19 protein-coding genes and 1 riboswitch are annotated in these 20,927 nt (G+C 73.8%); of the genes, 12 read left to right on the top strand and 7 right to left on the bottom strand.

Going from position 1 to position 20,927, the window contains the following annotated elements; all coding sequences use genetic code 11:
• The first annotated feature begins 34 nt into the window (after positions 1-34).
• The 7 genes from ACFY00_RS29525 to ACFY00_RS29495 all read left to right on the top strand — a co-directional run bounded on the left by ACFY00_RS29525 (position 35) and on the right by ACFY00_RS29495 (position 6,662).
• Positions 35-442 (top strand): urease subunit beta, encoded by a 408-nt coding sequence (locus ACFY00_RS29525; RefSeq protein WP_388034862.1) that lies wholly within the window; start codon positions 35-37, stop codon positions 440-442.
• On the top strand, positions 442-2,166 hold the full coding sequence (ureC, locus tag ACFY00_RS29520; protein WP_388034859.1) for an urease subunit alpha: 1,725 nt from the start codon (positions 442-444) through the stop codon (positions 2,164-2,166). The genes ACFY00_RS29525 and ureC overlap by 1 nt, the downstream gene beginning before the upstream one ends.
• The gene (locus ACFY00_RS29515; protein WP_388034856.1) at positions 2,163-2,906 is read left to right on the top strand and encodes an urease accessory protein UreF; all 744 of its coding nucleotides are present in this window, start codon (positions 2,163-2,165) and stop codon (positions 2,904-2,906) included. Before ureC ends, ACFY00_RS29515 begins: the two co-directional genes overlap by 4 nt.
• Before the next feature lie 22 nt (positions 2,907-2,928).
• Complete coding sequence (gene ureG, locus ACFY00_RS29510) at positions 2,929-3,555, top strand: urease accessory protein UreG (RefSeq protein WP_388034854.1); 627 nt, start codon at positions 2,929-2,931, stop codon at positions 3,553-3,555.
• A gap of 14 nt (positions 3,556-3,569) precedes the next feature.
• Positions 3,570-4,577 carry an urease accessory protein UreD gene (locus tag ACFY00_RS29505; protein ID WP_388034851.1) on the top strand — a complete coding sequence of 336 codons (1,008 nt, stop codon included), beginning with the start codon at positions 3,570-3,572 and terminating at the stop codon, positions 4,575-4,577.
• 169 nt (positions 4,578-4,746) lie between these two features.
• Complete coding sequence (locus tag ACFY00_RS29500) at positions 4,747-5,646, top strand: Gfo/Idh/MocA family protein (protein WP_388034909.1); 900 nt, start codon at positions 4,747-4,749, stop codon at positions 5,644-5,646.
• Between the two features lie 122 nt (positions 5,647-5,768).
• Complete coding sequence (locus tag ACFY00_RS29495; RefSeq protein ID WP_388034848.1) at positions 5,769-6,662, top strand: endonuclease/exonuclease/phosphatase family protein; 894 nt, start codon at positions 5,769-5,771, stop codon at positions 6,660-6,662.
• A 70-nt stretch (positions 6,663-6,732) separates the two neighbouring features.
• Here ACFY00_RS29495 and ACFY00_RS29490 read toward each other — a convergent pair whose 3' ends face one another.
• From ACFY00_RS29490 to ACFY00_RS29480, 3 genes are read right to left on the bottom strand one after another with little or no spacing between them, the layout of a single operon-like run.
• Positions 6,733-8,169: a hypothetical protein gene (locus ACFY00_RS29490; protein WP_388034846.1), complete on the bottom strand. Its 1,437-nt coding sequence runs from the start codon at positions 8,167-8,169 to the stop codon at positions 6,733-6,735.
• On the bottom strand, positions 8,162-12,070 hold the full coding sequence (locus ACFY00_RS29485; protein WP_388034843.1) for a CDP-glycerol glycerophosphotransferase family protein: 3,909 nt from the start codon (positions 12,068-12,070) through the stop codon (positions 8,162-8,164). Before ACFY00_RS29485 ends, ACFY00_RS29490 begins: the two co-directional genes overlap by 8 nt.
• A 13-nt stretch (positions 12,071-12,083) precedes the next feature.
• Positions 12,084-13,211 (bottom strand): LCP family protein, encoded by a 1,128-nt coding sequence (locus ACFY00_RS29480; protein ID WP_388034841.1) that lies wholly within the window; start codon positions 13,209-13,211, stop codon positions 12,084-12,086.
• Positions 13,212-13,537: 326 nt separating this feature from the next.
• A riboswitch (ZMP/ZTP riboswitch) is annotated at positions 13,538-13,620 on the top strand.
• Positions 13,621-13,644: 24 nt separating this feature from the next.
• On the opposite strand from ACFY00_RS29480, the gene ACFY00_RS29475 reads away from it, so the two are divergent.
• The 3 genes from ACFY00_RS29475 to ACFY00_RS29465 all read left to right on the top strand — a co-directional run bounded on the left by ACFY00_RS29475 (position 13,645) and on the right by ACFY00_RS29465 (position 16,371).
• Positions 13,645-14,508, top strand: a complete 864-nt coding sequence (locus tag ACFY00_RS29475; RefSeq protein WP_388034838.1) for a bifunctional 5,10-methylenetetrahydrofolate dehydrogenase/5,10-methenyltetrahydrofolate cyclohydrolase — start codon at positions 13,645-13,647, stop codon at positions 14,506-14,508.
• A gap of 155 nt (positions 14,509-14,663) precedes the next feature.
• Entirely contained in the window at positions 14,664-15,629 is a 966-nt protein-coding gene (locus ACFY00_RS29470) for a nucleotidyl transferase AbiEii/AbiGii toxin family protein (protein WP_388034836.1), read from the top strand.
• A gap of 85 nt (positions 15,630-15,714) precedes the next feature.
• A complete protein-coding gene (locus ACFY00_RS29465; protein ID WP_388034833.1) occupies positions 15,715-16,371 on the top strand; it encodes an MBL fold metallo-hydrolase in 657 nt (218 codons plus the stop codon).
• 10 nt (positions 16,372-16,381) lie between these two features.
• Here the strand turns inward: ACFY00_RS29465 and ACFY00_RS29460 are convergent, their stop codons facing one another.
• On the bottom strand, positions 16,382-17,146 hold the full coding sequence (locus ACFY00_RS29460) for a glucose 1-dehydrogenase (RefSeq protein ID WP_388034831.1): 765 nt from the start codon (positions 17,144-17,146) through the stop codon (positions 16,382-16,384).
• Between the two features lie 142 nt (positions 17,147-17,288).
• On the bottom strand, positions 17,289-17,948 hold the full coding sequence (locus tag ACFY00_RS29455) for a TetR/AcrR family transcriptional regulator (RefSeq protein WP_388034828.1): 660 nt from the start codon (positions 17,946-17,948) through the stop codon (positions 17,289-17,291).
• A 151-nt stretch (positions 17,949-18,099) separates the two neighbouring features.
• Here ACFY00_RS29455 and ACFY00_RS29450 point away from each other — a divergent pair, with 151 nt between their 5' ends.
• Both ACFY00_RS29450 and ACFY00_RS29445 read left to right on the top strand, forming a co-directional pair.
• Entirely contained in the window at positions 18,100-19,200 is a 1,101-nt protein-coding gene (locus ACFY00_RS29450; RefSeq protein WP_388034825.1) for a phosphatase PAP2 family protein, read from the top strand.
• A gap of 425 nt (positions 19,201-19,625) precedes the next feature.
• Positions 19,626-19,820 carry a hypothetical protein gene (locus tag ACFY00_RS29445; RefSeq protein ID WP_388034823.1) on the top strand — a complete coding sequence of 65 codons (195 nt, stop codon included), beginning with the start codon at positions 19,626-19,628 and terminating at the stop codon, positions 19,818-19,820.
• 14 nt (positions 19,821-19,834) lie between these two features.
• On the opposite strand, the gene ACFY00_RS29440 is transcribed toward ACFY00_RS29445, so the two are convergent.
• Positions 19,835-20,182, bottom strand: coding sequence for a hypothetical protein (locus tag ACFY00_RS29440; protein ID WP_388034821.1), 348 nt, complete (start codon positions 20,180-20,182; stop codon positions 19,835-19,837).
• A gap of 168 nt (positions 20,183-20,350) precedes the next feature.
• Complete coding sequence (locus ACFY00_RS29435; RefSeq protein ID WP_388034818.1) at positions 20,351-20,914, bottom strand: hypothetical protein; 564 nt, start codon at positions 20,912-20,914, stop codon at positions 20,351-20,353.
• Positions 20,915-20,927 lie beyond the last annotated feature (13 nt).

The raw sequence follows: 20,927 nt of genomic DNA, 5'->3' as shown, positions 1-20,927 counted from the left end.
GCACCCCCCGCACCCGGCAGAGAGGAAGGCCGCCATGTCCGGTGGCGCCGCGTACCTGTACGGCGACGACCCGGTGGAGATCAACGCCGGCCGCGCCAAGGTCACCGTCACGGTCAGCAACACGGGCGACCGGGCGATCCAGGTCGGCTCGCACTACCACTTCTTCGAGGCCAACCGGGCCCTCGACTTCGACCGCGCCGCGACCTTCGGCACCCACCTGGACATCCCGTCCGGCACCGCCGTCCGGTTCGAGCCGGGCGACACCAGGGAGGTCGTGCTGACCGAGTTCGGCGGCCACCGCCGCCTGGTCGGCTTCGCGAACCTGACGGACGGCGGCGTCACGGCCCCCGCCACCCGCGAGCGGGCGCTGCGGCGCGCCGCCGAGCGGGGCTTCCACGGCTCCACCACCCCCGACCCCCGGCACCAGGAAGGCGAGCGCTGATGGCCCTGCTCTCCCGCAAGCAGTACACCGACCTGTTCGGCCCGACCGTCGGGGACCGCTTCCACCTCGCCGACACCAACCTGGTGGTCGAGATCGAGAAGGACCACAACCAGGGCCACTACGGCGACGAGGCCGTGTACGGCGGCGGCAAGGCGATCCGCGACGGCATGGCGCAGGACCCGGCGGCGACCTCCCTGCAGGGCGCGCTCGACCTGGTGATCACCAACGTGGTGGTGATGGACGCGGTGCTCGGCGTGGTCAAGGGCGACATCGGCGTCAAGGACGGCCTCATCGTCGCCGTCGGCAAGGCGGGCAACCCGCACACCCAGAGCGGCGTCCACCCGCGGCTGGTGATCGGCCCCGGCACCGAGGTGATCTCCGGCGAGCACCTGATCGCCACCGCGGGCGGCATCGACACCCACATCCACTTCATCGCCCCGCAGCAGGTGCAGGAGGCGCTGAGCAACGGCATCACCACCCTGATCGGCGGCGGCACCGGCCCCTCCGACGGCACCAACGGCACCACCTGCACCCCCGGCCCGTGGAACATCCACCGGATGTACCAGGCCGTCGAGGACCTGCCGGTCAACGTCGGCCTGCTCGGCAAGGGCAACGGGGCGCTGCCCGGCGCGCTGCGCGAACAGGTCGAGGCGGGCGTCTGCGGCCTCAAGGTGCACGAGGACTGGGGCAGCACCCCGGCGGCCGTCGACAGCGCGCTGTCCGTCGCCGACGAGTACGACGTGCAGGTGGCGATCCACACCGACACCCTCAACGAGTCCGGCTACTTCGAGGACACCCTGTCCGCGATCGACGGCCGCACCATCCACACCTTCCACACCGAGGGCGCGGGCGGCGGCCACGCCCCCGACATCATGCGGATCGCGGGCGAGCCCAACGTGCTGCCCTCCTCCACCAACCCGACGCTGCCCTACACCGTCAACTCGGTCGACGAACTGCTCGACATGGTGATGGTCTGCCACCACCTCAGCCACAGCGTCCCCGAGGACGTGTCCTTCGCCGACTCCCGGGTCCGGGCCGAGACCATCGCCGCCGAGACGGTCCTGCACGACGAGGGCGTGATCTCGATCCTCTCCTCCGACTCGCAGGCGATGGGCCGGATCGGCGAGTCCTTCACCCGGGCCTTCCAGACCGCGCACCACTGCAAGGAGCAGCGCGGCAAGCTCGCGGGCGACAGCGAGCGCAACGACAACTTCCGGGTGCTGCGCTACCTCGCCAAGCTCACCGTCAACCCGGCGATCGCCTCCGGCACCGCCGACCACATCGGCTCGCTGGAGCCCGGCAAGCTCGCCGACATCGTGCTCTGGCCGATCCGCTCCTTCGCCGCCAAGCCCAAGATGGTGATCAAGGGCGGCATGATCGGCTGGGCGCTGATGGGCGACCCGAACGCCTCGCTGCCCACCACCCAACCCGTCTACTACCGGCCGATGTTCGGCCAGTACGGGCGGGCCCGGCAGGCCACCCGGGTGTCGTTCATGTCGCAGGCCGCCGTCGACCTCGGCGTCCCGGCCGAACTCGGCCTGCGCAGCACCGTGCTGCCGGTGCGCCGCTGCCGCTCGGTCGGCAAGCAGCACATGGTGCGCAACGACGCGCTGCCCAGGATCGAGGTCGACCCGGAGACCTACCGGGTCACCCTGGACGGCGAGGTGGCCACCATCGAACCGGCCCGCGAACTGCCGCTCAACCACCTCTTCTACCTCACGTGAGCGGCTCTCCCGGCGCCGGAACCGACGCCGCCCCCGGCTCCGGCGCCAGTACGGACGGGCTGGACGCGCTGCTGGTCTGCCTCCAGCTCACCGACTCCGCCTTCCCCAGCGGCTTCTACACCCTCTCGCACGGCCTGGAGGGCTACGCCCAGGCGAAGGCCGTCACCCCCGACACGCTGCCCGCGCTGCTCGCCGACCTGCTGCGGCACGGCGTCGGCCCGTCCGACGCCACCGCCCTGGTGCTGGCCCACCGGGCCGCCGACGCGGGGGAGTGGGAGCTGCTGGCCGAGACCGACCGGCGGCTGCACGCCACCCGGCTGAACCGCGAACTGCGGCTGGCCGCCACCCGTACCGGGCGCCAACTCCTGGACATCGCACGGGAGTCGATCGGCGGCGAGGCGCTGGAGCGGTACGCCGCCCTGGTCGCGGCCAAGCGCGCCCCCGGCTGCCAGGCGGTGGCCGCCGGGGTCGCCCACGCGGCGGCCGGCGTGCCCGTCGAACAGGCCGTCACCAGCGACCTGTTCGCGTTCTGCAGCAGCTTCGTCGGCGCGGCCCTGCGGCTGCGGCTGACCGACCACCGTCGGGCCCAGGTCGTCCTGCGGGGCGCCGCCCCGGTCGTCCGGGAGACGGTGGCCGCCGCCCTGGTCCGGGAGTTGGCGGACCTCGGCGGCTGCGTGCCGGTCGCCGACGCGATGTCCGGGCGGCACGAACGGGCCGAGGCCCGGCTGTTCATGAGCTGAAACCCCTTACGGAGGAGGAGAGTTGACCGAGAACGTGTTCCGCGTCGGCATCGGCGGACCGGTGGGCTCCGGCAAGACCGCGCTGATCGAGGCGCTGGTGCCGGAGCTGATCGCCCGCGGCCACCACCCCGCCGTGATCACCAACGACATCTACACCCAGGAGGACGCCCAGCACGTGCGCCGCGCCCTGGCCGGGGTCCTGGACCCGGAACGGGTGGTCGGCGTGGAGACCGGCGCCTGCCCGCACACCGCCGTCCGCGACGACCCCACCATGAACCTGGCCGCCGGGGCCGAACTCCTGGAGCGCTTCCCGGAGATCGACACCCTGCTGTACGAGTCCGGCGGCGACAACCTCACCCTGACCTTCAGCCCGCTGCTGGCCGACGTGTTCGTGTTCGTGCTGGACACCGCCGAGGGCGAGAAGATGCCCCGCAAGCGCGGCCCCGGCATCACCGAGTCCGACCTGCTGGTCATCAACAAGATCGATATCGCCCGGTACGTGCGCACCGACCTCGCGGTGATGGAGGGCGACGCCCACCGGGTCCGCGAGGGCAGGCCGGTCGTCCTCACCAACTCGCTGGAGGGCACCGGCATCCCGGAGCTCGCCGCCTTCCTCGGCGAGCGCCGCGAGGCGCTGGTGCGCCCGTGAGCCCGGCCCCCTCCGTGACCCCTGCCCCGCCCACGCCCCCCGCCCCGCCCACGCCCCCCGCCCCGCCCACGCCCCCCGCCCCGGCCCGGCTCGACCCGGCGCACTACGAACCGGCCCGCGTCCCGCCCGAGGTCCGGTGCCACGCGGGGACGCCCGACACCCTCCCGGCCGGGCGGCCCGGCAAGGTCGGCCTGCTGGAGCTCACCTTCGAACGGGTCGGCGGCCGCACCGAACTGACCGGCCACTACCAGAAGTCGCCTCTGCAGATCACCCGCCCGCTGTACTACGACCCGTCCCGCCCGGACCTCGCCGTCACCTTCCTGATGTCCACCGGCGGCGGCGTCCTGCAGGCCGACCGGCTCCGCACCGACCTGCACTGCGGCGCCGACACCGCCGTGCACCTCACCACCCAGGCCGCCACCAAGATCCACCGGATGGAGCGCGACTACGCGACGCAGCTGGTCCACCTGACCGCCGGCCCGCGCGCCTACGTCGAGTACCTGCCCGAACCGGTCATCCCGTTCGCAGGCTCCCGCCTCTACCAGCGCATCGTCCTCACCGTCGACCCGTCCGCCACCGTGCTGGCCGGCGAGACCGTGCTGGCCGGCCGCCTCGCCCGCGGCGAGCGGCACGCCTACCGGGTGTTCGCCTCCGACCTGGAACTGCGCCGCCCCGACGGCGAGTTGCTGGCCCTGGACACCGTCCGCCTGGTGCCCGGGACTACCCCCGGCGGCGTCACCGGACCGGCCGTGCTGGCCGGGCACGACGTGATGTCCACCCTGTACGTGCTCAGCCCGCTCGCCCCCGCCGCCCGGATCGCCGACCTCCTGCACGGGGCCCTGACCGCGCTCGACGACCCCCGCCCGCTGCACGGCGTCTCCACCCTCCCCGGCGAGGTCGGCGCCTGGCTCCGCCTGCTCGCCCCCGACGCCCGCTCCGCCGCGGCCGCCCTCCGCGCGGCCTGGGACGCCGTCCGCCGCGAACTGACCGGCACACCCGCCCCCGAACTCCGCAAGACCTGAGCACCGGACGGCCCGCCGCCCGCACCGACGCGAATCGGCCGATCCAACGGCGTTCGGACTGCTCAACGAACGTCCTGGCATATGCTGCCGGGTGGTCAGGGACGACCACCAACCACCCTCGCAGGAGTGCCCGATGAGCGACCACCGGACCGACCGCAGCACGCCCCCGATCCCGATCGGCGTCGTCGGGCTGGGCGACATCGCGCAGAAGGCGTACCTGCCCGTCCTCACCGCCCAACCCGGCCTCGACCTGCGGCTGATGACCAGGGACCGGGCCAAGCTCGACCGGATCGGCGACGCGTACCGCCTCCCGTTCCGCACCACCGACCTCGGCGAGCTGATCGACTCCGGCATCCGCGCCGCGTTCGTCCACGCCGCCACCGACCAGCACGTCCCGATCGTGGAGGAACTGCTCACCCGCGGCGTCGACGTGTACGTGGACAAGCCGCTCGCCTACGACCTCGACGGCGCCCGCCGCCTGGTCGCGCTCGCCGAGCACACCGGCCGTTCGCTGCTGGTCGGCTTCAACCGCCGCCACGCCCCCGGCTACCTGCTCGCCGCCGAGCGCCCGCGCGACCTGATCGTGCTGCAGAAGCACCGCGAGGGACTGCCCGAGCGCGCCCGCACCCTGGTCTACGACGACTTCATCCACGTCGTCGACAGCCTGCGCTTCCTCGTCCCCGGCGAGATCGAGCACGTCGACGTCCGCTCCCGCACCCGCGACGGCCTGGTCGAGCACCTGGTCCTGACCCTGGCCGGGCGCGGCTTCACCGCCCTCGGCATCATGAACCGGGTCTCCGGCTCCACCGAGGAGGTCCTGGAGGTCTCCGGCGCCGACTCCAAGCGCGAGGTCCACAACCTCGCCGAGGTCGTCGACCACCGCGGCCAGCCCACGGTCCGCCGCCGCGGCGACTGGGTCCCGGTCGCCCGCCAGCGCGGCATCGAGCAGGTCGTCCTGCACTTCCTGGACGCCCTCCGGTCCGGCAAGACCCTCGACGCCGCCGACGCCCTGCGCACCCACGAACTGTGCGAGCTGATCGTCGACCGCATCGAGGCCGAGACGGCCTGACGGCCGAACCGGGAGGCACCCGGCCGGGCGCCCCGTGGACGGAGCTATGCTGGTCGCCGTCCACCGCCCGGCCGAGGCCCAGCTCCCCGCCCGGCCCACCGTTCAGCGATCCGGGGAACACCGTGCCGCCTGTCTCCCCGGTCCCCCGTCGCCGCCGGGCCCTGCTGGGCGCCGCCGCCGGGGCGCTGCTGCTGGCCCTGGTGCCGGGCGTGCGCCACGGCGTGACCGCCGCGGTGGGGCGGCCGGACGACGGGCCGCGGCTGACCGTGGCGACCTGGAACACCTGCGGGATCGAATCCTGGGGCTGCACCCGGTTCGGCGGCGGCGAGGACAAGACCGACACCCTGACCGCGCTCGCCCGACAGCACGGCGCCCGGGTCCTGCTGCTGCAGGAGGCGTGCGAGGGCGACGTCGAGGCCGCCCGGCAGCGTCTCGGCGCCGACTGGCACCTCGCCTTCCAGCCGTACGAGCAGCTCGACGCCGCCGGAACCCGCACCCCCGTCGACTGCGGCAACGGCCGCGGCCGCGCCGGGTACGGCATCCTGGCCGCCGCCCCGCTGACCGGCACCACCCCGGTCGCCGCCCCGCAGCGCGCCCCCGGACTGCAACGCGGCGCGCTGTGCGCCACCCCCGGGCAAGGCCCGCGGACCTGCGTCGCCCACCTGTCGCTGCCGCCCACCGACCGGAGCGACCGCGCGGCCGAACTGCGCGACGACCAGCTGGCCGCGCTGCTGGCGGCGGCCGGGGACGGCGCGGTGCTCGGCGGCGACCTCAACACCCGGCCGCCCGGGCCCGGCAACCGCGACTCGTGGATCTGGCCGACCGCCTACTACGACCGCGTCCAGGAGTGCGAGCAGCGCACCCCCGGCAGCCCGGGCCACCCCGCGCCCACCCACGACAACGGCGAGAAGCTCGACTACCTGTTCACCGCGCTGCCCCGGGAGGGCTGCCGGACCGTGGACACCGGCGCCTCCGACCACCGCGCGCTGCTGCTCACCGTCCCCGGCTCGCTGTGAGCCCGCGGCGCCCGCGGCGCCCGCGGCGCCCGCGGTACCCGGCGACCCCGCGGCACCGAGCGGTACCGCCTCAGTAGCCGTACCTGGCCTGCAGCTGCGGGTCGCGGGCCAGCGCGCCGGCCACCGTGAAGGTGACCCGGGCCGGTGCCGAGGGGCGTACCCCGGACAGTTGGGCGACCACGTCCACGGTGTGTTCGCCACCGCGCCACTCCCAGGCGGGCTGCCAGCTCCAGCTGCCGTCCACGGTGACCGGGGCGGTGCCCAACGAGTGCTCCCCGATGACGAGTTCGACCCGCTCAGCACCCGGCGCGGAACCGGCCAGCCGGACGGTCGGCCCGGGCACCAGGGCGAGGTCCGCGGGCTCGGCGACCAGTGGCGTGGGCAGCCCCGGGGCGGGCTCGACGACCCTGAAGGTGTGCAGGGTGCGCGGGCTCTGCTCGCCGTCCGCGGCCACGCCGAACAGCTTGAGGGTGTACTCGCCCGGCTCCCACGGCCGGGTGAAGCGCCGCACCCAGCTGCCGTCCTCGGCGGCCGGCGCCGAGCCCATGTACTTGCCGTTCAGCCAGATGCTGACCCGCTCCGCGCCCGGCGCCCGGCCGCCCACCGCGACGGTGTCGGCCGGGACGGGGACCGCCGGGTCGGGGAAGGTCACCTGCGGGCGGGGGAAGCGCTCGGTGGCGGCCAGCAGCGCGTCCAGCGCGGAGGTGTCCCGGTCGGGCTGCTCGCCGCCGGTGCGGGCCAGGCCCAGGCGCGGGACGATGCCCGCGACCAGCAGGTTGAGCAGGCCCAGCACGACGGGCAGGGTACGGGCGGTGACGGTGGTGTGGCCGGTGATCAGCGGCGAGTCGTTGACCAGCAGGTGGAAGTCCGGGTAGTCGGCGAACAGCGGCAGGAACGGTTCGACCTGCTCCGGGTAGAGCTCGTCCTGCGGCGAGGTGAGCAGGTAGACGCGGGTGTTCCGGTGCGGGGTGGTGGCGACCAGCTCGGGCAGCAGGGCGTCGAGCGCGGCCACCTTCTCGGGCTCGGCCCCGCCCATCATCAGCTCGGCCGCGGCCGGTCGGCGTTGGACCAGAGAGGTGCCGATCCGGAACGCCGGGATGAGCGCCAGCACGTTGCCGTAGCCGTGCCGCAGCCCGAACCACAGCGCGGCGCTGCCGCCCTTGGAGCCGCCGAACACGGTGACCTGGTCGTGGGTCAGGTCGAGGGCGTGCACGAAGCGGGCGATGACGGCGGCCACCGCGCGCTCGGTGGCGAAGTCCATGTCCTGGCACAGGTAGTAGGCGTTGCCGCCGTTGAACCGGTCGCGGATCCACAGCACGTTGGCGCGCACCTGGTCCAGCACGCCGTTGGAGAAGCCGTAGTCGTCCGGGGCGGAGAAGTTGGCGAACACCACCACCAGGTGGCGGGTGCCGTTGCGGGTCGGGCTGAACCGGAAGTCGACCGGGACGGGTCCGCTGCTGTCGGTGCCCTCGACGGTCGGGCGGTTCGGGCGGGCCTGTTCAGGCACGGGCGTGCTCCGTTTCTCGGTGGTCGCCGACGCGCTCCCGCAGTCGGTCGGCGGTGGGGTCGGCGGGGGTGGTCAGGTGCGCGGGCAGCGGCCAGGGGACGCCCTCGAAGGTGTCGCCCGGCACCGGGACCCCGCTCCTCGGGACGCCGCTCCTCGGTGTCCCGGCCGTCGGCCCGTCCGGCGCGGGCCCGCCCGGCGCAGTCCCGCCCGGCGCGGGCCCGCCCGGCCGCGGTCCGGCAGCCGCGGCAGGCACCGGTCCCGTCCCCGTCCCCGTCCCCAGCGCGGAGTCTCCGCCCACGGTGAGCATCCGGGCGACCAGCCGGGCGGTGGCCCGTCCGTCGTCCAGGTCGCAGAAGTCCCGCTGGAAGCGCCGGTAGCGCTCCGCGTAGCGCTGCCGGATCCGGTCCACGTCCCGGATCGAGGAGATCAGCTCCGGGGAGTCGAAGACCAGCGGCCCGGGGGCGCTGCGCTGGAAGTCGAAGTAGAAGCCGCGCAGGGTGTCGCGGTAGTGCTCCAGGTCGTAGGTGAAGAACAGGATCGGCCGACCGGTGTTGACGTAGTCGAACATCAGCGAGGAGTAGTCGGTGACCATGACGTCGGTGATCAGCGACAGGTCGGCCATGTCCGGGTAGTCGGAGACGTCGAAGACGAAGCCGTCGCCGGCGCCCGGCACCGGGTCCACCACGTTGGGGTGGCGGCGGACCAGCAGCACGTGGTCCTCGCCGAGCCGGGCCCGGGCGTCGTCGAGGTCGATCCGGAAGTCGAACTTGTACCGGCCGGGCGCGTAGTACTGGTCGTCGCGCCAGGTCGGCGCGTACAGCACGACCCGCTTGCCGTCGGGGACGCCGATCCGGCGGCGGATCCCGGCGGCGAGCCGCTCGGTGCCCGGGCGGCGCAGCACGTCGTTGCGGGGGTAGCCGGACTCGACGATCTCGCCGGGGAAGCCGAAGGCGCGGCGCAGGATCGGGGTGGAGAAGCTGTTGGGGGAGACCAGCAGGTCCCAGTTCTCCACCTCGACGGCGAGGCGTTCCAGGTAGTGCTTGTCGGCGAAGTGGACGGCCTCGATGTCGTGGCCGATCTTCTTCAGCGGGGTGCCGTGCCAGGTCTGCACGACGACCTGGCCGGGCCGCTTGCGGAACCAGTCGGGCAGGTGGTTGTTGGCGACGACGTACCGGCTGGTGGCGAGCGCCTCGTACCACTCGGGCGACCACATGCGCACCGCGCGGGCGGTCGCGGGGACGTCCACCTGGTCGTCCTTGACCACCCACAGGTGCTCCAACGGCACCCCGCGGCGCACCAGTTCCTCGTGGACGGCGCGCGGGCTGTCGGAGTACTGGGTGCCCTTGAAGGCGTCGAACAGCACGGCGGGCCGGACGGGCTGCTGGCGGGCGGCGGGGTACGCCTTGGTGCGCAGCAGCTTCTGCCGGTAGGGGCCGCGGGCGTGGTCGGGCATCGCCGAGTGGACCTGCAGCGAGAGCCGGTCGTACGCCTCGGCCTGCAGCTCGTAGCGGCGCTGGTCGGCCTCCCGGGTCAGCGGCAGGCCGGGGATGGCGCCCTGCTCGATCTTCAGCATCAGGTCGGGCAGCAGCTCGTCGGGCGCGGTGCGGGACGGGTCCTGGCGGCGCAGGAAGAGGTCCCAGCGGCCGGCCGCGAGCGGGACGGTGCCGGCCAGGGTGCGCAGCCCCGCCGGGTCGAAGCGGGCCCGGAAGTGCTCGCCGCGCCACTCCAGCGGCACGGCCCGCTCGGCGCCCTGGGCGCGCGAGCGCAGCACCAGGTGGGCGGTGCGGAGCTGCTCCGGCGGCATCCGGTCGAGGGCGGCGTACCGGCCGACGACCTCCAGCGAGCCGTCGGCCAGCCACTCGTAGCGGGTGGCCAGCGGCAGCGCGGCGCGTTCGAACAGCACCAGGTACCCGGCGCCGTTGCGGTGCACGACCAGTTCGCGGTCGCCCTCGGGGCCCTGCAGGGCGGCCGGGAGGCGGTGGTGGCCGTCGGGGGTGTCCTCGGCCATCACCGGGTACATGGTCATGGCCCGCCCGGCGACGTGGAAGGTGGTCTTCCAGCCGTTGCCGCCGCGCTTCCAGGAGACCGGGCGCGCCCCGTCCGCGTCCGACGGCGTGGGGACGAGCGAGCGCAGCGGGACGCGCGCGGTGAAGCCGCACCAGCCCTCGCCGCCGGGGGTGAAGCGGACCGGCACCTGCACCCGCCCGGCCCCGCCGAGGCTGACCAGCCGCAGCTGCCCGCCGGTCGGCAGGGTCGGGGCCAGGTGCACGCCGCGCAGCACCAGGTGCTCGCCCTCGACCCGGTGCCCGGTGATCCGGCAGCGGACGATCTCGACCCGCAGCTTGAGCCGGTTCTGCACGAACAGCGGCAGCACCCGGGTGTTCTTGTCCACGTACCGGTAGGGCGGGTTGGCGGCGCTGCCGACGGCGCCCCGGTCCAGGCCGCGGTAGCGGAACAGGCCGCGGCTGAGCACGCCCGCCGCCACGTCCCACGTCCCCTCGGCCCACTTGTCCTTGAGCTTGAGCCGGTTGGTGTCGAAGGAGGTGCTGAAACCCGCCCAGTCGTAGCAGTACCGGTTCTGCCCGGAGTGCTCGGTGGCCTGCGGCGCGTACACCGTCCGGGCCGGGGCCAGCAGCAGCCGGTTCTGCTTCTTGTTGCGCAGCGCGAGGCCCTTCACGGACATGTGCCGCTTGTGGACGTTCAGGAAGCGGATGTACGCGTGCCCGTCGATCACCAGCCGCTCGCCGTCCCAGCGCACCCCGCCGACCGAGCCGTGCAGCGACAGCTCCTTGTCCAGCCGGTACGCCCGGCGGTCGATGCCGAGGCTGCGGTCGCCCAGGTGCGGGTACTTCAGGTAGCGGCGCAGCCGCCGCTGGACGGGCAGCGGGCCGCCGCGCCGCTCGAACTCCAGCACCTCCATCAGCTCGGGCAGCTTGCGGCCGCGCACCAGCAGCCACTTCACCCGGGCCTCGGCGGGCAGTTCGTCGATCAGGCCGGGGTCGGCCTCGTCCAGGAACTCGTTGGTCCACTCCAGGAAGGCGTGCCGGTACTCCTCGTCCGCGTCCGGCAGCACCTTCAGGTGCAGCATCAGGTCGGAGGTCAGGCAGGCCAGGTCGTACTTGCGCTTGGACTCGGCGAAGCGCTGCGAGCGGTACCCGGCCAGGAAGCGGCTCACCGAGCGGACGGCGGCGACCCGGTCGCGCAGGTTGTCCAGCTCGTGGTGGCGCTGGGTGATGGAGGGGGCGGCGGCCCCGTCGCGGCGGCGCCAGTAGTAGACCACGTCGGTGATCACGTCGACCTTGGCGGCCCGGAAGTGGGCGAACATGTTGACCCAGGAGTCCTCGTACAGGACGCCCTCGGGGAACTCGATGAAGTAGTAGTCCCAGAAGCTGCGGCGGAACAGCTTGTTCCACACCGTCCGGTCGTAGATCAGCTTGTCGAACCGGGTGATGTGGGTGCCGCGCCGCTCCGCCTGCATCGGGCCCTTGTGCAGCGGTGACTGCCAGGTGGTGGTGGAGTTCATCATCTGCACGTTGCCCGAGACGAAGTCCGACCCGGACTGCTCCAGGGTGCGCAGCAGCGTCTCGTACGCGTGCTCGGGCACCACGTCGTCGCCGTCCGCGAAGACCAGGAACTCGCCCTCCGGGTGCATCGCCCGCAGCCCGGTGTTCCGGGCGTGCCCCGGCCCGTGCGCCTCCTGCCGGATCAGCCGGAAGCGCGGGTCGCGGGCGCACATCGCCCGGGCGATGTCGGTGGAGGAGTCGGTCGAGCCGTCGTCGACCAGGATCGCCTCGAAGTCGCCGAACGACTGCCGGGCTATCGACTCCAGGCACTCCGCCAGGTACGCCTCGACGTTCTGGAACGGAACGACGACACTCAGTCGGGGACGGTGGGCAACCACGGTGCGGTCCCTGTCAGTTGTGCGCGGCGGCACTTGCGGAGGCGTGCGCGCCGGCGCTCGGGGCGGTGGTGTGGGAAGGACTGGGGGAGGCGCCGGGGACGGGGCGGTTGTCGCGCAGCGACTGCCACAGCGCGGCGGCCTTCGCCTCGTCGGCGACCACCCGGTTGTGGTCGATCCGGTCCTCGACCACCGGCAGCATCACCGTCCTCATCCGCTCCGGCTGCAGGCCCTTCAGGCTCTGCGCGAAGGTCAGCAGCGAGGTCAGCGAGCCGAGGTCCTGGTCCGTGGTGAGCGCCTTGGTCGCGGCGTCCGCCACCCCGTACGCCTTGGTCGGGTTGGAGAGCGTCCCCTCCCGCTGCAGCTGGCTGAGCACCGCCAGCAGGAACTTCTGCTGCAGCCCGATCCGCCCCAGGTCGCTGCCGTCGCCGATGCCGTGCCTGGTCCGCACGAACGCCAGCGCCCGCTTCCCGTCCAGGGTGCTGGTGCCGGCGGGCAGTTGCAGTCCCGAGTACGGGTCGGTGATCGGCTTGTCCATGGTGACCTCGACCCCGCCCATCGCGTCCACCAGGCGCTCGAAGCCGGAGAAGTCGATCTCCACGTAGTGGTTCATCCGCAGCCCGGTCATCGACTCCACGGTCCTCACCACGCAGGCCGGACCGCCGCTGGTGTAGATCGAGTTGAACATCACCCGGTTCGCGGCGGGCAGTTGCCGCCCCTCGAGGGTGGTGCAGGCCGGACGGCTCACCATGGTGTCGCGCGGGATGCTCACCACCGTCGCCGCCGCCCGCCCCTGCGGGATGTGCACCACCATCGTGGTGTCCGAGCGGGCCGTGCCCCCGGTGTCCCCGCCCGCCAGGCTCCCGTTCTCGCCGTCGCGCGAGTCCGAGCCCAGCACCAGGATGTCCTGCGCCCCGTCCGGCAGCGGGGCCGGCCGGTCCGTCCCGAGCGCCCGGTCGATGTCGACCGTCCCCAGGTTGCCCTCCAGGTGCCGGTAGGCCCAGTACCCCCAACCGCCCGCGGCCAGCGCCAGCACCAGCACCCCGCCGCCGCCGATCAGCAGGATCCGCCGCGCCCAGCGCCGCCGCCGCGGCCGCGCCGGGGTGTCCGCGGCCGCGGTCGACGTCTCGTCGGTCTGCGCCATGCTCGTGCGCCCTCCTGTTCCGGTGACGCACGAGTGTTTCGGTGTGTGCGCGGAGGACATGTTCTCACGCGGTTTTGCTCGAACTTCACCGAATAGATCACATCCGTATACCGAATCTTTGCGCAATCATCGCGTTACGCAGCGTGCGTGCCCGATTCCACCCTGTTTGCGGTCTTCCCGCCCTTTGCCGACGGGTCGGTTCCCCTCTTTTCCCGACATCGGGTCAAGGGGGGATCCACGCGCTCCCTCTGATTTCCGTTCGCCCTCCGGGAGGGCGGGCGGCGAGGGAATCCGGGGCCCTGCCGAGGGCCGTCCGGTACAGTGCCGACAGGGGCCGTGACTGGCGCACAGGTGGAGCACCACCGGGGAACGGCCGCCCCCGTCGATGCCGCGCGCCTGGGCGAACTCACCGCTTGATCAAGGGAGTTGCCCGATGGTACCGACCCCCGGCCAGGCCCGCCCGATGGACGGCGCCGCCCTCGCCCGCCGCCTCACCGACGAGGCCGCCGCCGCGGCCGCCGACCTCCGGCGCCGCACCGGCACCACCCCCTGCCTCGCCACCGTCCTGGTCGGCGACGACCCGGCCTCCGCCACCTACGTCCGGATGAAGCGCGCCCGCTGCGAGAAGGCCGGCATCCGCTCCCGGCACACCGCCCTCCCCGCCGCCACGGGAACGGCCCGACTCGTCGACACCGTCGCCGAGCTGTCCGCCGACCCGACCGTCCACGGCATCCTGCTCCAGCACCCGGCTGGCCCGCACGTCGACGAACGCGCCGCCTTCGAGGCGATCGCCCCGGCCAAGGACGTCGACGGCGTCACCACGCACTCCTTCGCGGCGATGTCCTTCGGCCTCCCCGGCTTCACCTCCTGCACCCCCGGCGGCATCATGCGCCTGCTCGACGAGTACCGGGTCGACCTGCGGGGCAAGCACGCGGTCGTGGTCGGCCGCAGCGCGATCCTCGGCAGGCCGGCGGGCATGCTGCTGCTCGGCCGCGACGCCACCGTCACCTACTGCCACTCCCGGACCGCCGACCTCCCCGCGCTCCTCCGCGAGGCCGACGTCCTGGTCGCGGCCGTCGGCAGGCCCGAACTCATCCGCGGCGAGCACCTCAAGCCCGGCGCGGTCGTCATCGACGCGGGCTACCACCCCGGTGGCGTCGGGGACGTCCACCACCCCTCGGCCCGCGAGCGCGCCGGGCTGCTCACCCCGGTGCCGGGCGGCGTCGGGCCGATGACGATCGCGGTGCTGCTGGCCCAGACGGTGCAGGCCGCCAGGAGCCAACTCGGCGTCGCCTGACGGGATTCGGGGCGCCGCGGGCGGCCCGGCGGCCTAGCCGATGCCGCTGGACCGTCAGATCCGTCCGCTACCGTCATCCCCGCCCCGTCCCCTCCGCAGACCCGGGAGCCGCGCTGAACGGCCACCCCCCGCAGCGACGCCCCGCCCGGCGCGCCGTGCTCGACCACCTGCTCGCGCTGATCGCCGGCTCGCCCTGGGGCGAGTCGCTGGTGCTGCGCGGCAGCATGGTGATGCCCGCGTGGGTCGGCGCGGCCGCGCGCGAACCCGCCGACCTCGACTGGGTCCTGCCGCCGTCCACGCTCGTCCCGGTCGACCCGCGCGACCCCTACCCGTACCTGCCGGACCTGGCGCCCGTCCAGCACTGGCCCGAGGCGGCGGACGGCGCCGGGGCGTACGAGATGTGGCGCTTCGAGGAGTTCGACACCCGCGGCCTGCGCGTCCGCCTCCCGCCCGAGGGCCTGCACTGGCTCCCCGCGGCCGAACCCGAGGAGGACGGGCCGCACCAGGTGCTCCGCGACCTGGTCGAACGCCACCCGCAGGTCGCCCCGGGCATCCGGCTCGACCCGGAGTCCGTCCGGGAGAGCGGCAACTGGTCCTACTGGTCGGACGGAACCGCGTACGACCCCGACCGCGAGGAGCCCGACCACCAGGAGCCCGGCGTCCGGGTCGCCCTGCGCTGGACGGCGGAGGGCGCCGGGAGCGGCGAGGTCACGGTCGACTTCGCCCGCGACGAACGGCTGCCCCAACCGCCCGTCCGCACGGCCGTCCCGCGCGCCGGGGCCGGCGGAACCGGCACGACCACCGTGCTGACCGCGAGCCGGGAACTCTCGCTCGCCTGGAAACTGCTCTGGCTGCGCGCCGACGGCGAACGCGCCCGCGCCAAGGACCTGTACGACGCCGTCCTGCTCGCCGAACTCTGCGCCCGCACCCTCGACCCCGCCCTGCTGCGCCGCGTCCTGGCCCGCGAACCGGGCCACCCCGGCACCCTCCGCCCCGCCGACCTCACCGCCCCGCCCGCCGACTGGGCCGCCCTGCGCGCCGAGCACCCCGCCGCCACCGGCACCGCCGACGCCTGGCTGGCCCGCCTGCGCGCCGCCCTCGCACCCCTGCTGAGCCCCTGACCCGGTGCCAGCTCCTGACCCGGTGCCAGCTCCCCTGCCGGAAAAGGGAAGGCGCGCCACCTCGGCCCGGCGCTACGTTGACCGGATGCGCCTGACGAAGTACGCCCACGCCTGCGTCCGGATCGACTCGACCGACGGCGACCGCTCCCTCCTGATCGACCCGGGCTGCTGGACGGAACCCGAGGCCTTCGAGGGCGTCCGCGCGGTGCTCTACACCCACGGGCACGCCGACCACGTCGACGAGGGACTGCTGGCCGCCGCCCGCGCCGCCGACCCGCGGCTGGAGGTGTACACCCACCCCGAGCTCGCGGCCGAACTCGCCGCGCACCCCGACCTCACCGGCACCGCCCCCGTCGCCGTCCGGACGGGGGAGGCGTTCACCGCGGGCGGCTTCGCGGTGCGCGCGGTCGGCGGGCGGCACGCCGAGACCGTCGACGGGTACCCGGACTGCGCGAACCTCGGGTACCTGGTCGAGGGCGTCTACCACCCCGGCGACTCGCTGCACGTCCCGACCGGGCCCGGCGAGGAGGTGCGCGCCCTGCTGCTGCCCGCGGGCGGCCCCTGGCAGAGCCTGCGGCAGGCGATCGAGATGGTGCGCGCCGTCCGCCCCGAGCGCGCCTTCCCGATCCACGACGCCCACCTCAGCGAGATCGGCACGGAGAACTTCGACGGCTGGATCGAGCGGGCCACCGACACCCGCTACGCCCGGATCCCGCTCCGGGAGTCCGCCCTCCTGGACTGACCCGGCGGCCCTACTGCCCCATCACGTAGCGGACGGTCGGGCCGGTGGTCCAGCCGCCGTCCACCGCGAGCTCGGCGCCCGTGACGTACGAGGCCGCGTCGGACAGCAGGAAGACGGTGGCCGCGGCGACCTCGTGCGCCTCGCCGACCCGGCCCATCGGGGTGTTGGGGTAGTTGCCCTCACCGGGCCGGATCCCGGTGGACGCCGTCATCGGCGTGTAGGTCATGCCCGGGTGGACGGAGTTCACCCGGATCCGGTCCGTTCCCAGCTCGACCGCACCGATCTTGGTCAGGCCGCGCACGCCCCACTTGGACGCGCCGTACCCGGCGGTCAGCGCCAGGCCCATCAGCCCGGCCGCCGAGGAGATGTTCACCACCGAACCGCCGCCCGCCGCCCGCAGCGCCGGGACGACCGTCTTCATGCCGATGAACACGCCGGTCAGGTTGACGTCCAGCACCTTCCGGAAGTGCTCCACCGACTCGTCGACCAGGAAGCTGCCGGTCGAGATGCCCGCGTTGTTCACCAGCCCGTGCACCGCCCCGAACTCGGCCTGCGCGTACGCCACCACGTCCGCCCAGTCCTGCTCCGAGCCGACGTCGTGGTGGCGGTAGCGGGCCCGCTCGCCCAGCTCCGCGGCCGTCGCCGCGCCGTCCTCGTCCAGGACGTCGGTGATCAGCACGTTCGCCCCCGCCGCGACCGCCTGCCGCGCGGTCTCCGCGCCCAGGCCCCGGGCCCCGCCGGTGATGATGACGGTCCTGCCGGTCAGCTCGCTCATGACTCGCTCCTCGCTCCTCGCACGCGCACGCCTCGTGGGCCCGCGCTCCTCGCTTCGTCGCTGCTTCGTTGTTCTCTTCACCGCGCCGCGGTGCGGTTCGGCGCACCGCGGCGCCACCGGTCCCCGGACGGGGCCCGGACGTTCAGGGCACCGGCGCGGTCAGCAGGCCGGCGCAGACGGAGACCAGGTCGGCGAGGTACGCCCGGTCGTCGCTCAGGGTGTGCTCGCCCTCGGCGAGCTGCCGGGCGCGTTCGGCGAGCGCCGCCCCGATCAGGGTCAGCGCCAGGTCGATCCGCTCCAGCCGGACGGGTTCGGGCGCCAGCGGCACCAGCGGCGCCTCCAGCTCCGTGATCAGCCGCCAGTAGAGGGTGCCCGCGAGCCCGGCGTGCGGACGCCGCTCCCGGATGCCGCTGCGGTGGCTGACCTGGGTGGAGATCCGCAGGCAGTCCCGGCCGCGCTCGGTGCGCAGTTCGGTGCCCTCGGCGTCGATCAGCGCCCGCAGCAGCTCGCCCAGTGAATGCCCCTCGGGCTGCGGCAACCGCTCGGCCAGCGCCCGCTCGGTGCGCTGCTGGCGCTCGGCCATCACCGCGTCCAGCAACCCCTCGCGCGAGCCGAAGTGGTACTGCACCGCGGACGGGTTCGCCTGACCGGCCCGCCGCACCACCTCGCGCAGTTGCGCCCCGTACACGCCCTGCGCCGCGAACAGGCGCTCGGCGGAACGGATCAGCAATTCCCGGGTGGACCCGCCGGTGGTCCCTTCGCCCGCCTGGGTGCTCCGTGCACCCGTTGACTTCCTCGCCATGTCTCCACATTAATGCTCAGCATTATTAATGTCGAGCATTAGACCGGTCGGCCGCCGCCGCGACCCGTCCGGGTGTCACCTGGGAACTCGCTGGGAACCCCGGCGCGCGGCACGAGGATTCTCCAAGCCGCACTTGCTAGCTTCGTGACGCATGATCGACTCGTCCCACCTGGCAGCCCGGTCACGCTCCCTGGCGCTCCACCTGCTGTCCTCCCTCAGACCCCGACACCTGGCCTGGCCGGTGTTCGCCATCGCGTTCTGGTGGTACCTCTCGGTCTACGGCCTGCCCTACGCCAACGACGTGGTCTTCCTCTGGCTGATCTCCGCCCTGGTCGCGGCGTCCGTGCACAGCGGGGGCCGCAAGGGCTGGCTGCACGTGCTGCGGGACTGGATCCCGGTGATGGCCGTGGTCTGGGTGTACTCCCTGCTCCGCGGCTACGGCGCGCACACGCCCTGGCGCCCGCACTACGCGCCGCAGATCGCCTTCGACGAGGTGCTCGGCTTCGGCGAGACCTGGACCGTCCGCCTGCAGGGCTGGCTGTACCACCCCGGGCAGCCGCAGTGGTACGACTACGCCGCCGTCGCCGTCTACATGTCGCACTTCTTCGCGGTGTTCGTGATCCTCGCCGTGCTGTGGAAGCGCAACCGCGCCCGGTTCCGGCACTTCCTCGGCTGCTACCTGGCGATCACCGCGATCGGCTTCGTCACCTACGTGCTCTACCCCGCCGACCCGCCGTGGCTGGCCGCGCTGGAGCACCACCTGCCGGCCGTCAACCGGATCGTCGCCACCGTCCTCGACAACAGCGGCCTCCACCGGGCCGGCACCATCTTCGAGAACGGCAGCAAGTTCGCCAACGACGTCGCCGCGATGCCCTCGCTGCACGCCGCCTACCCGATGATGATCGCCCTGGTGTTCTGGCCCAGGGCCGGCCGCGCGCTGCGCGTCCTGCTCGCCGCGTACCCCCTGGCGATGGCCTTCACCCTGGTCTACGGCGCCGAGCACTTCATCATCGACATCCTGGTCGGCTGGGCCTACGCCTGGGCGATGGTCACCCTGGTCAACCGCTTCGTCGCCCGCCGCGCGGCGGCCCGGGCCGCGAAGGGCGACGCCGCGCAGGGCGGGACGGCCGCTCCCGTCCCCGTCGCCGTCGCCGCCACCGTCGTCGGGTCGACCGCACCGGCCGAACCGACCGCACCGGCCGAACCGACTGCACCGGCCGCACCGGCCGAACCGACCGTCCCGGCCGTCTGACGGCGGACGGCGTCCCGCCCCGTGGGCCCCGGCCCCGGCCCGGCAAGGTGGTGCCGGGGCCGGGGCCCCTGCCGTACCGGGGCCCACCGCCCCGGGCCTTCGCGCGGCCCCCGCCGGGCCCTCGGGAGCTCCGTCGGAGGGTGCTGAGCGAAGCCCGGGAACTCCCTGGACGTTCGCTGTGAACCGACCTGTCCCCGCGTTCGTGCTGGTGGGCCGCCCGGGTGAATCCGGCGGACCCGCGGACGGCCTGGTTCAGGACCGGTCGGACGGGCGCGGGGAAGGCTTTGCCAATCCGTGGCGGAGTCTTGTTGCGACCCCCGGTAGCGTCGTGCGGAACCCAGCAGGAGGACCCGCATCATGGCTGTACCCCACGTTCCGTCAGCACCCGGCGCGCGCCCCCGACCCGCCGGTCGGCCGACGGCCCGATGATCTCCGGCCACCTCGCCGCACCCGCCCTGTGGGTGGTCCTGACCCCGATGGGCGTGCTGCTCTCCGGCCTCGGCCTGGCCTCCACGATCCGGATCCGCCCCGGCACCGACCGGCCCCGCGACCACCTGCTCGGCCCGTTGCTGATCGCCTCCGGCATCCTGGTCGCGGGCTTCGGCCTCTGGATGCTCTGAGGATCCCGCCGGACTCAGCCGCCCGTACCGGCCCCCTCCTCCGAGTGCCGGTGGCCGACGCAGGTCCAGTCGAACTCCGACCGCCACGCCGTCCGCCCGTCCGCCCAGCCGACCAGCGCTTCCACCACCCTGGCGAGGGAGACCGTCAGCGTCCGGTACTGCTCGGTGGGGACGCCGTCGCGGTACTCCAACTCGTAGACGCCGTTCTCCTGCAGGCGCACCTGCACGTACCAGTCGCCCTCCGGTTCGTCCGCGCCGAACCGCTCCAGGATCAGACGGGAATCGCCGCGCTGCATGTTCGCCACCAAGCGGCTCAGGGCGGCCGGCCCGGGGTCGCGCATCGAGAGTCCGCGCTCGGTCATCGCGTGAAGCATGCGTGGAGCATGCCGCACCTCACCGACAACCCGGCCACCGGGGTGGCCGCCGACCGCCCACCGCCGCACCGCCCGTGCCGCACCGTCCGGGCCACAACGCCCGCACCGCGTGCGGCGATTGACGACCGGTCCGGTGTTCAGACCGGGGCCGGGTGCTCAGGCCGGGGCCGGGCCCTCCCCGCAGTTGCGGGGGAGCGCCGACACCTCGCCGACGGCGAGCAGCAACTGGATCGGGAGCTCAGGATCGCCCTGCCCGATCGACAGCCCCACCCAGCGCACCGTTCCCGGCAGTCGCCACAGCCGGACGCCGCCGCTCAGCATCCCCAGGAAGTCGAGCGGTTCGGGCAGCGGGTCCGGGTCGGTGGTGTCCGCGTACTTCCGGAGGCCGACGCTCTCCGGCGGCCCCCAACGGGCCGTCAGCAGCGCCGCCAGCGCCTGTTCGGCGTCCTCGACCTCCTGCTCCGCGGGCCCCGTCACCTCGGGGCCCCGCCCGTCCCAGAAGTCCCGGGTCTCCTGGAGCACCAGCAGGTGGAACCCCGGCCCGCCCCACCCCTCCGGCGCCCAGTACCGCCCCACCTCGGCGGGGAACGGCAGCGCGCACAGCCGCTCGACCACCGTCAGCCGCCCGGCGGCGACGGACTCCACCGACCCGACCGACCCGGTACGTCCGGCGGGCTCGGTGGACCCGGCGGGCTTCGGGGACGGACGCTCAGCAGGCATGCGGGGACGCTAC

Origin of the sequence: Kitasatospora sp. NPDC001540 (assembly GCF_042894345.1) — a bacterium.
In the GTDB taxonomy this organism is placed as follows: Bacteria; Actinomycetota; Actinomycetes; order Streptomycetales; family Streptomycetaceae; genus Kitasatospora; species Kitasatospora phosalacinea_C.
This window is presented reverse-complemented; position numbering and strand designations above follow the sequence as displayed.

Coding starts and splice junctions, on each gene's coding strand:
- ACFY00_RS29450 (WP_388034825.1), top strand. CDS start 18,100: ATGATCGACTCGTCCCACCTGGCAGCCCGGTCACGCTCCCTGGCGCTC.
- ACFY00_RS29435 (WP_388034818.1), bottom strand. CDS start 20,914: ATGCCTGCTGAGCGTCCGTCCCCGAAGCCCGCCGGGTCCACCGAGCCC.
- ACFY00_RS29440 (WP_388034821.1), bottom strand. CDS start 20,182: ATGACCGAGCGCGGACTCTCGATGCGCGACCCCGGGCCGGCCGCCCTG.
- ureC (WP_388034859.1), top strand. CDS start 442: ATGGCCCTGCTCTCCCGCAAGCAGTACACCGACCTGTTCGGCCCGACC.
- ACFY00_RS29445 (WP_388034823.1), top strand. CDS start 19,626: ATGATCTCCGGCCACCTCGCCGCACCCGCCCTGTGGGTGGTCCTGACC.
- ACFY00_RS29460 (WP_388034831.1), bottom strand. CDS start 17,146: ATGAGCGAGCTGACCGGCAGGACCGTCATCATCACCGGCGGGGCCCGG.
- ACFY00_RS29525 (WP_388034862.1), top strand. CDS start 35: ATGTCCGGTGGCGCCGCGTACCTGTACGGCGACGACCCGGTGGAGATC.
- ACFY00_RS29455 (WP_388034828.1), bottom strand. CDS start 17,948: ATGGCGAGGAAGTCAACGGGTGCACGGAGCACCCAGGCGGGCGAAGGG.
- ACFY00_RS29475 (WP_388034838.1), top strand. CDS start 13,645: ATGGTACCGACCCCCGGCCAGGCCCGCCCGATGGACGGCGCCGCCCTC.
- ACFY00_RS29465 (WP_388034833.1), top strand. CDS start 15,715: ATGCGCCTGACGAAGTACGCCCACGCCTGCGTCCGGATCGACTCGACC.
- ACFY00_RS29480 (WP_388034841.1), bottom strand. CDS start 13,211: ATGGCGCAGACCGACGAGACGTCGACCGCGGCCGCGGACACCCCGGCG.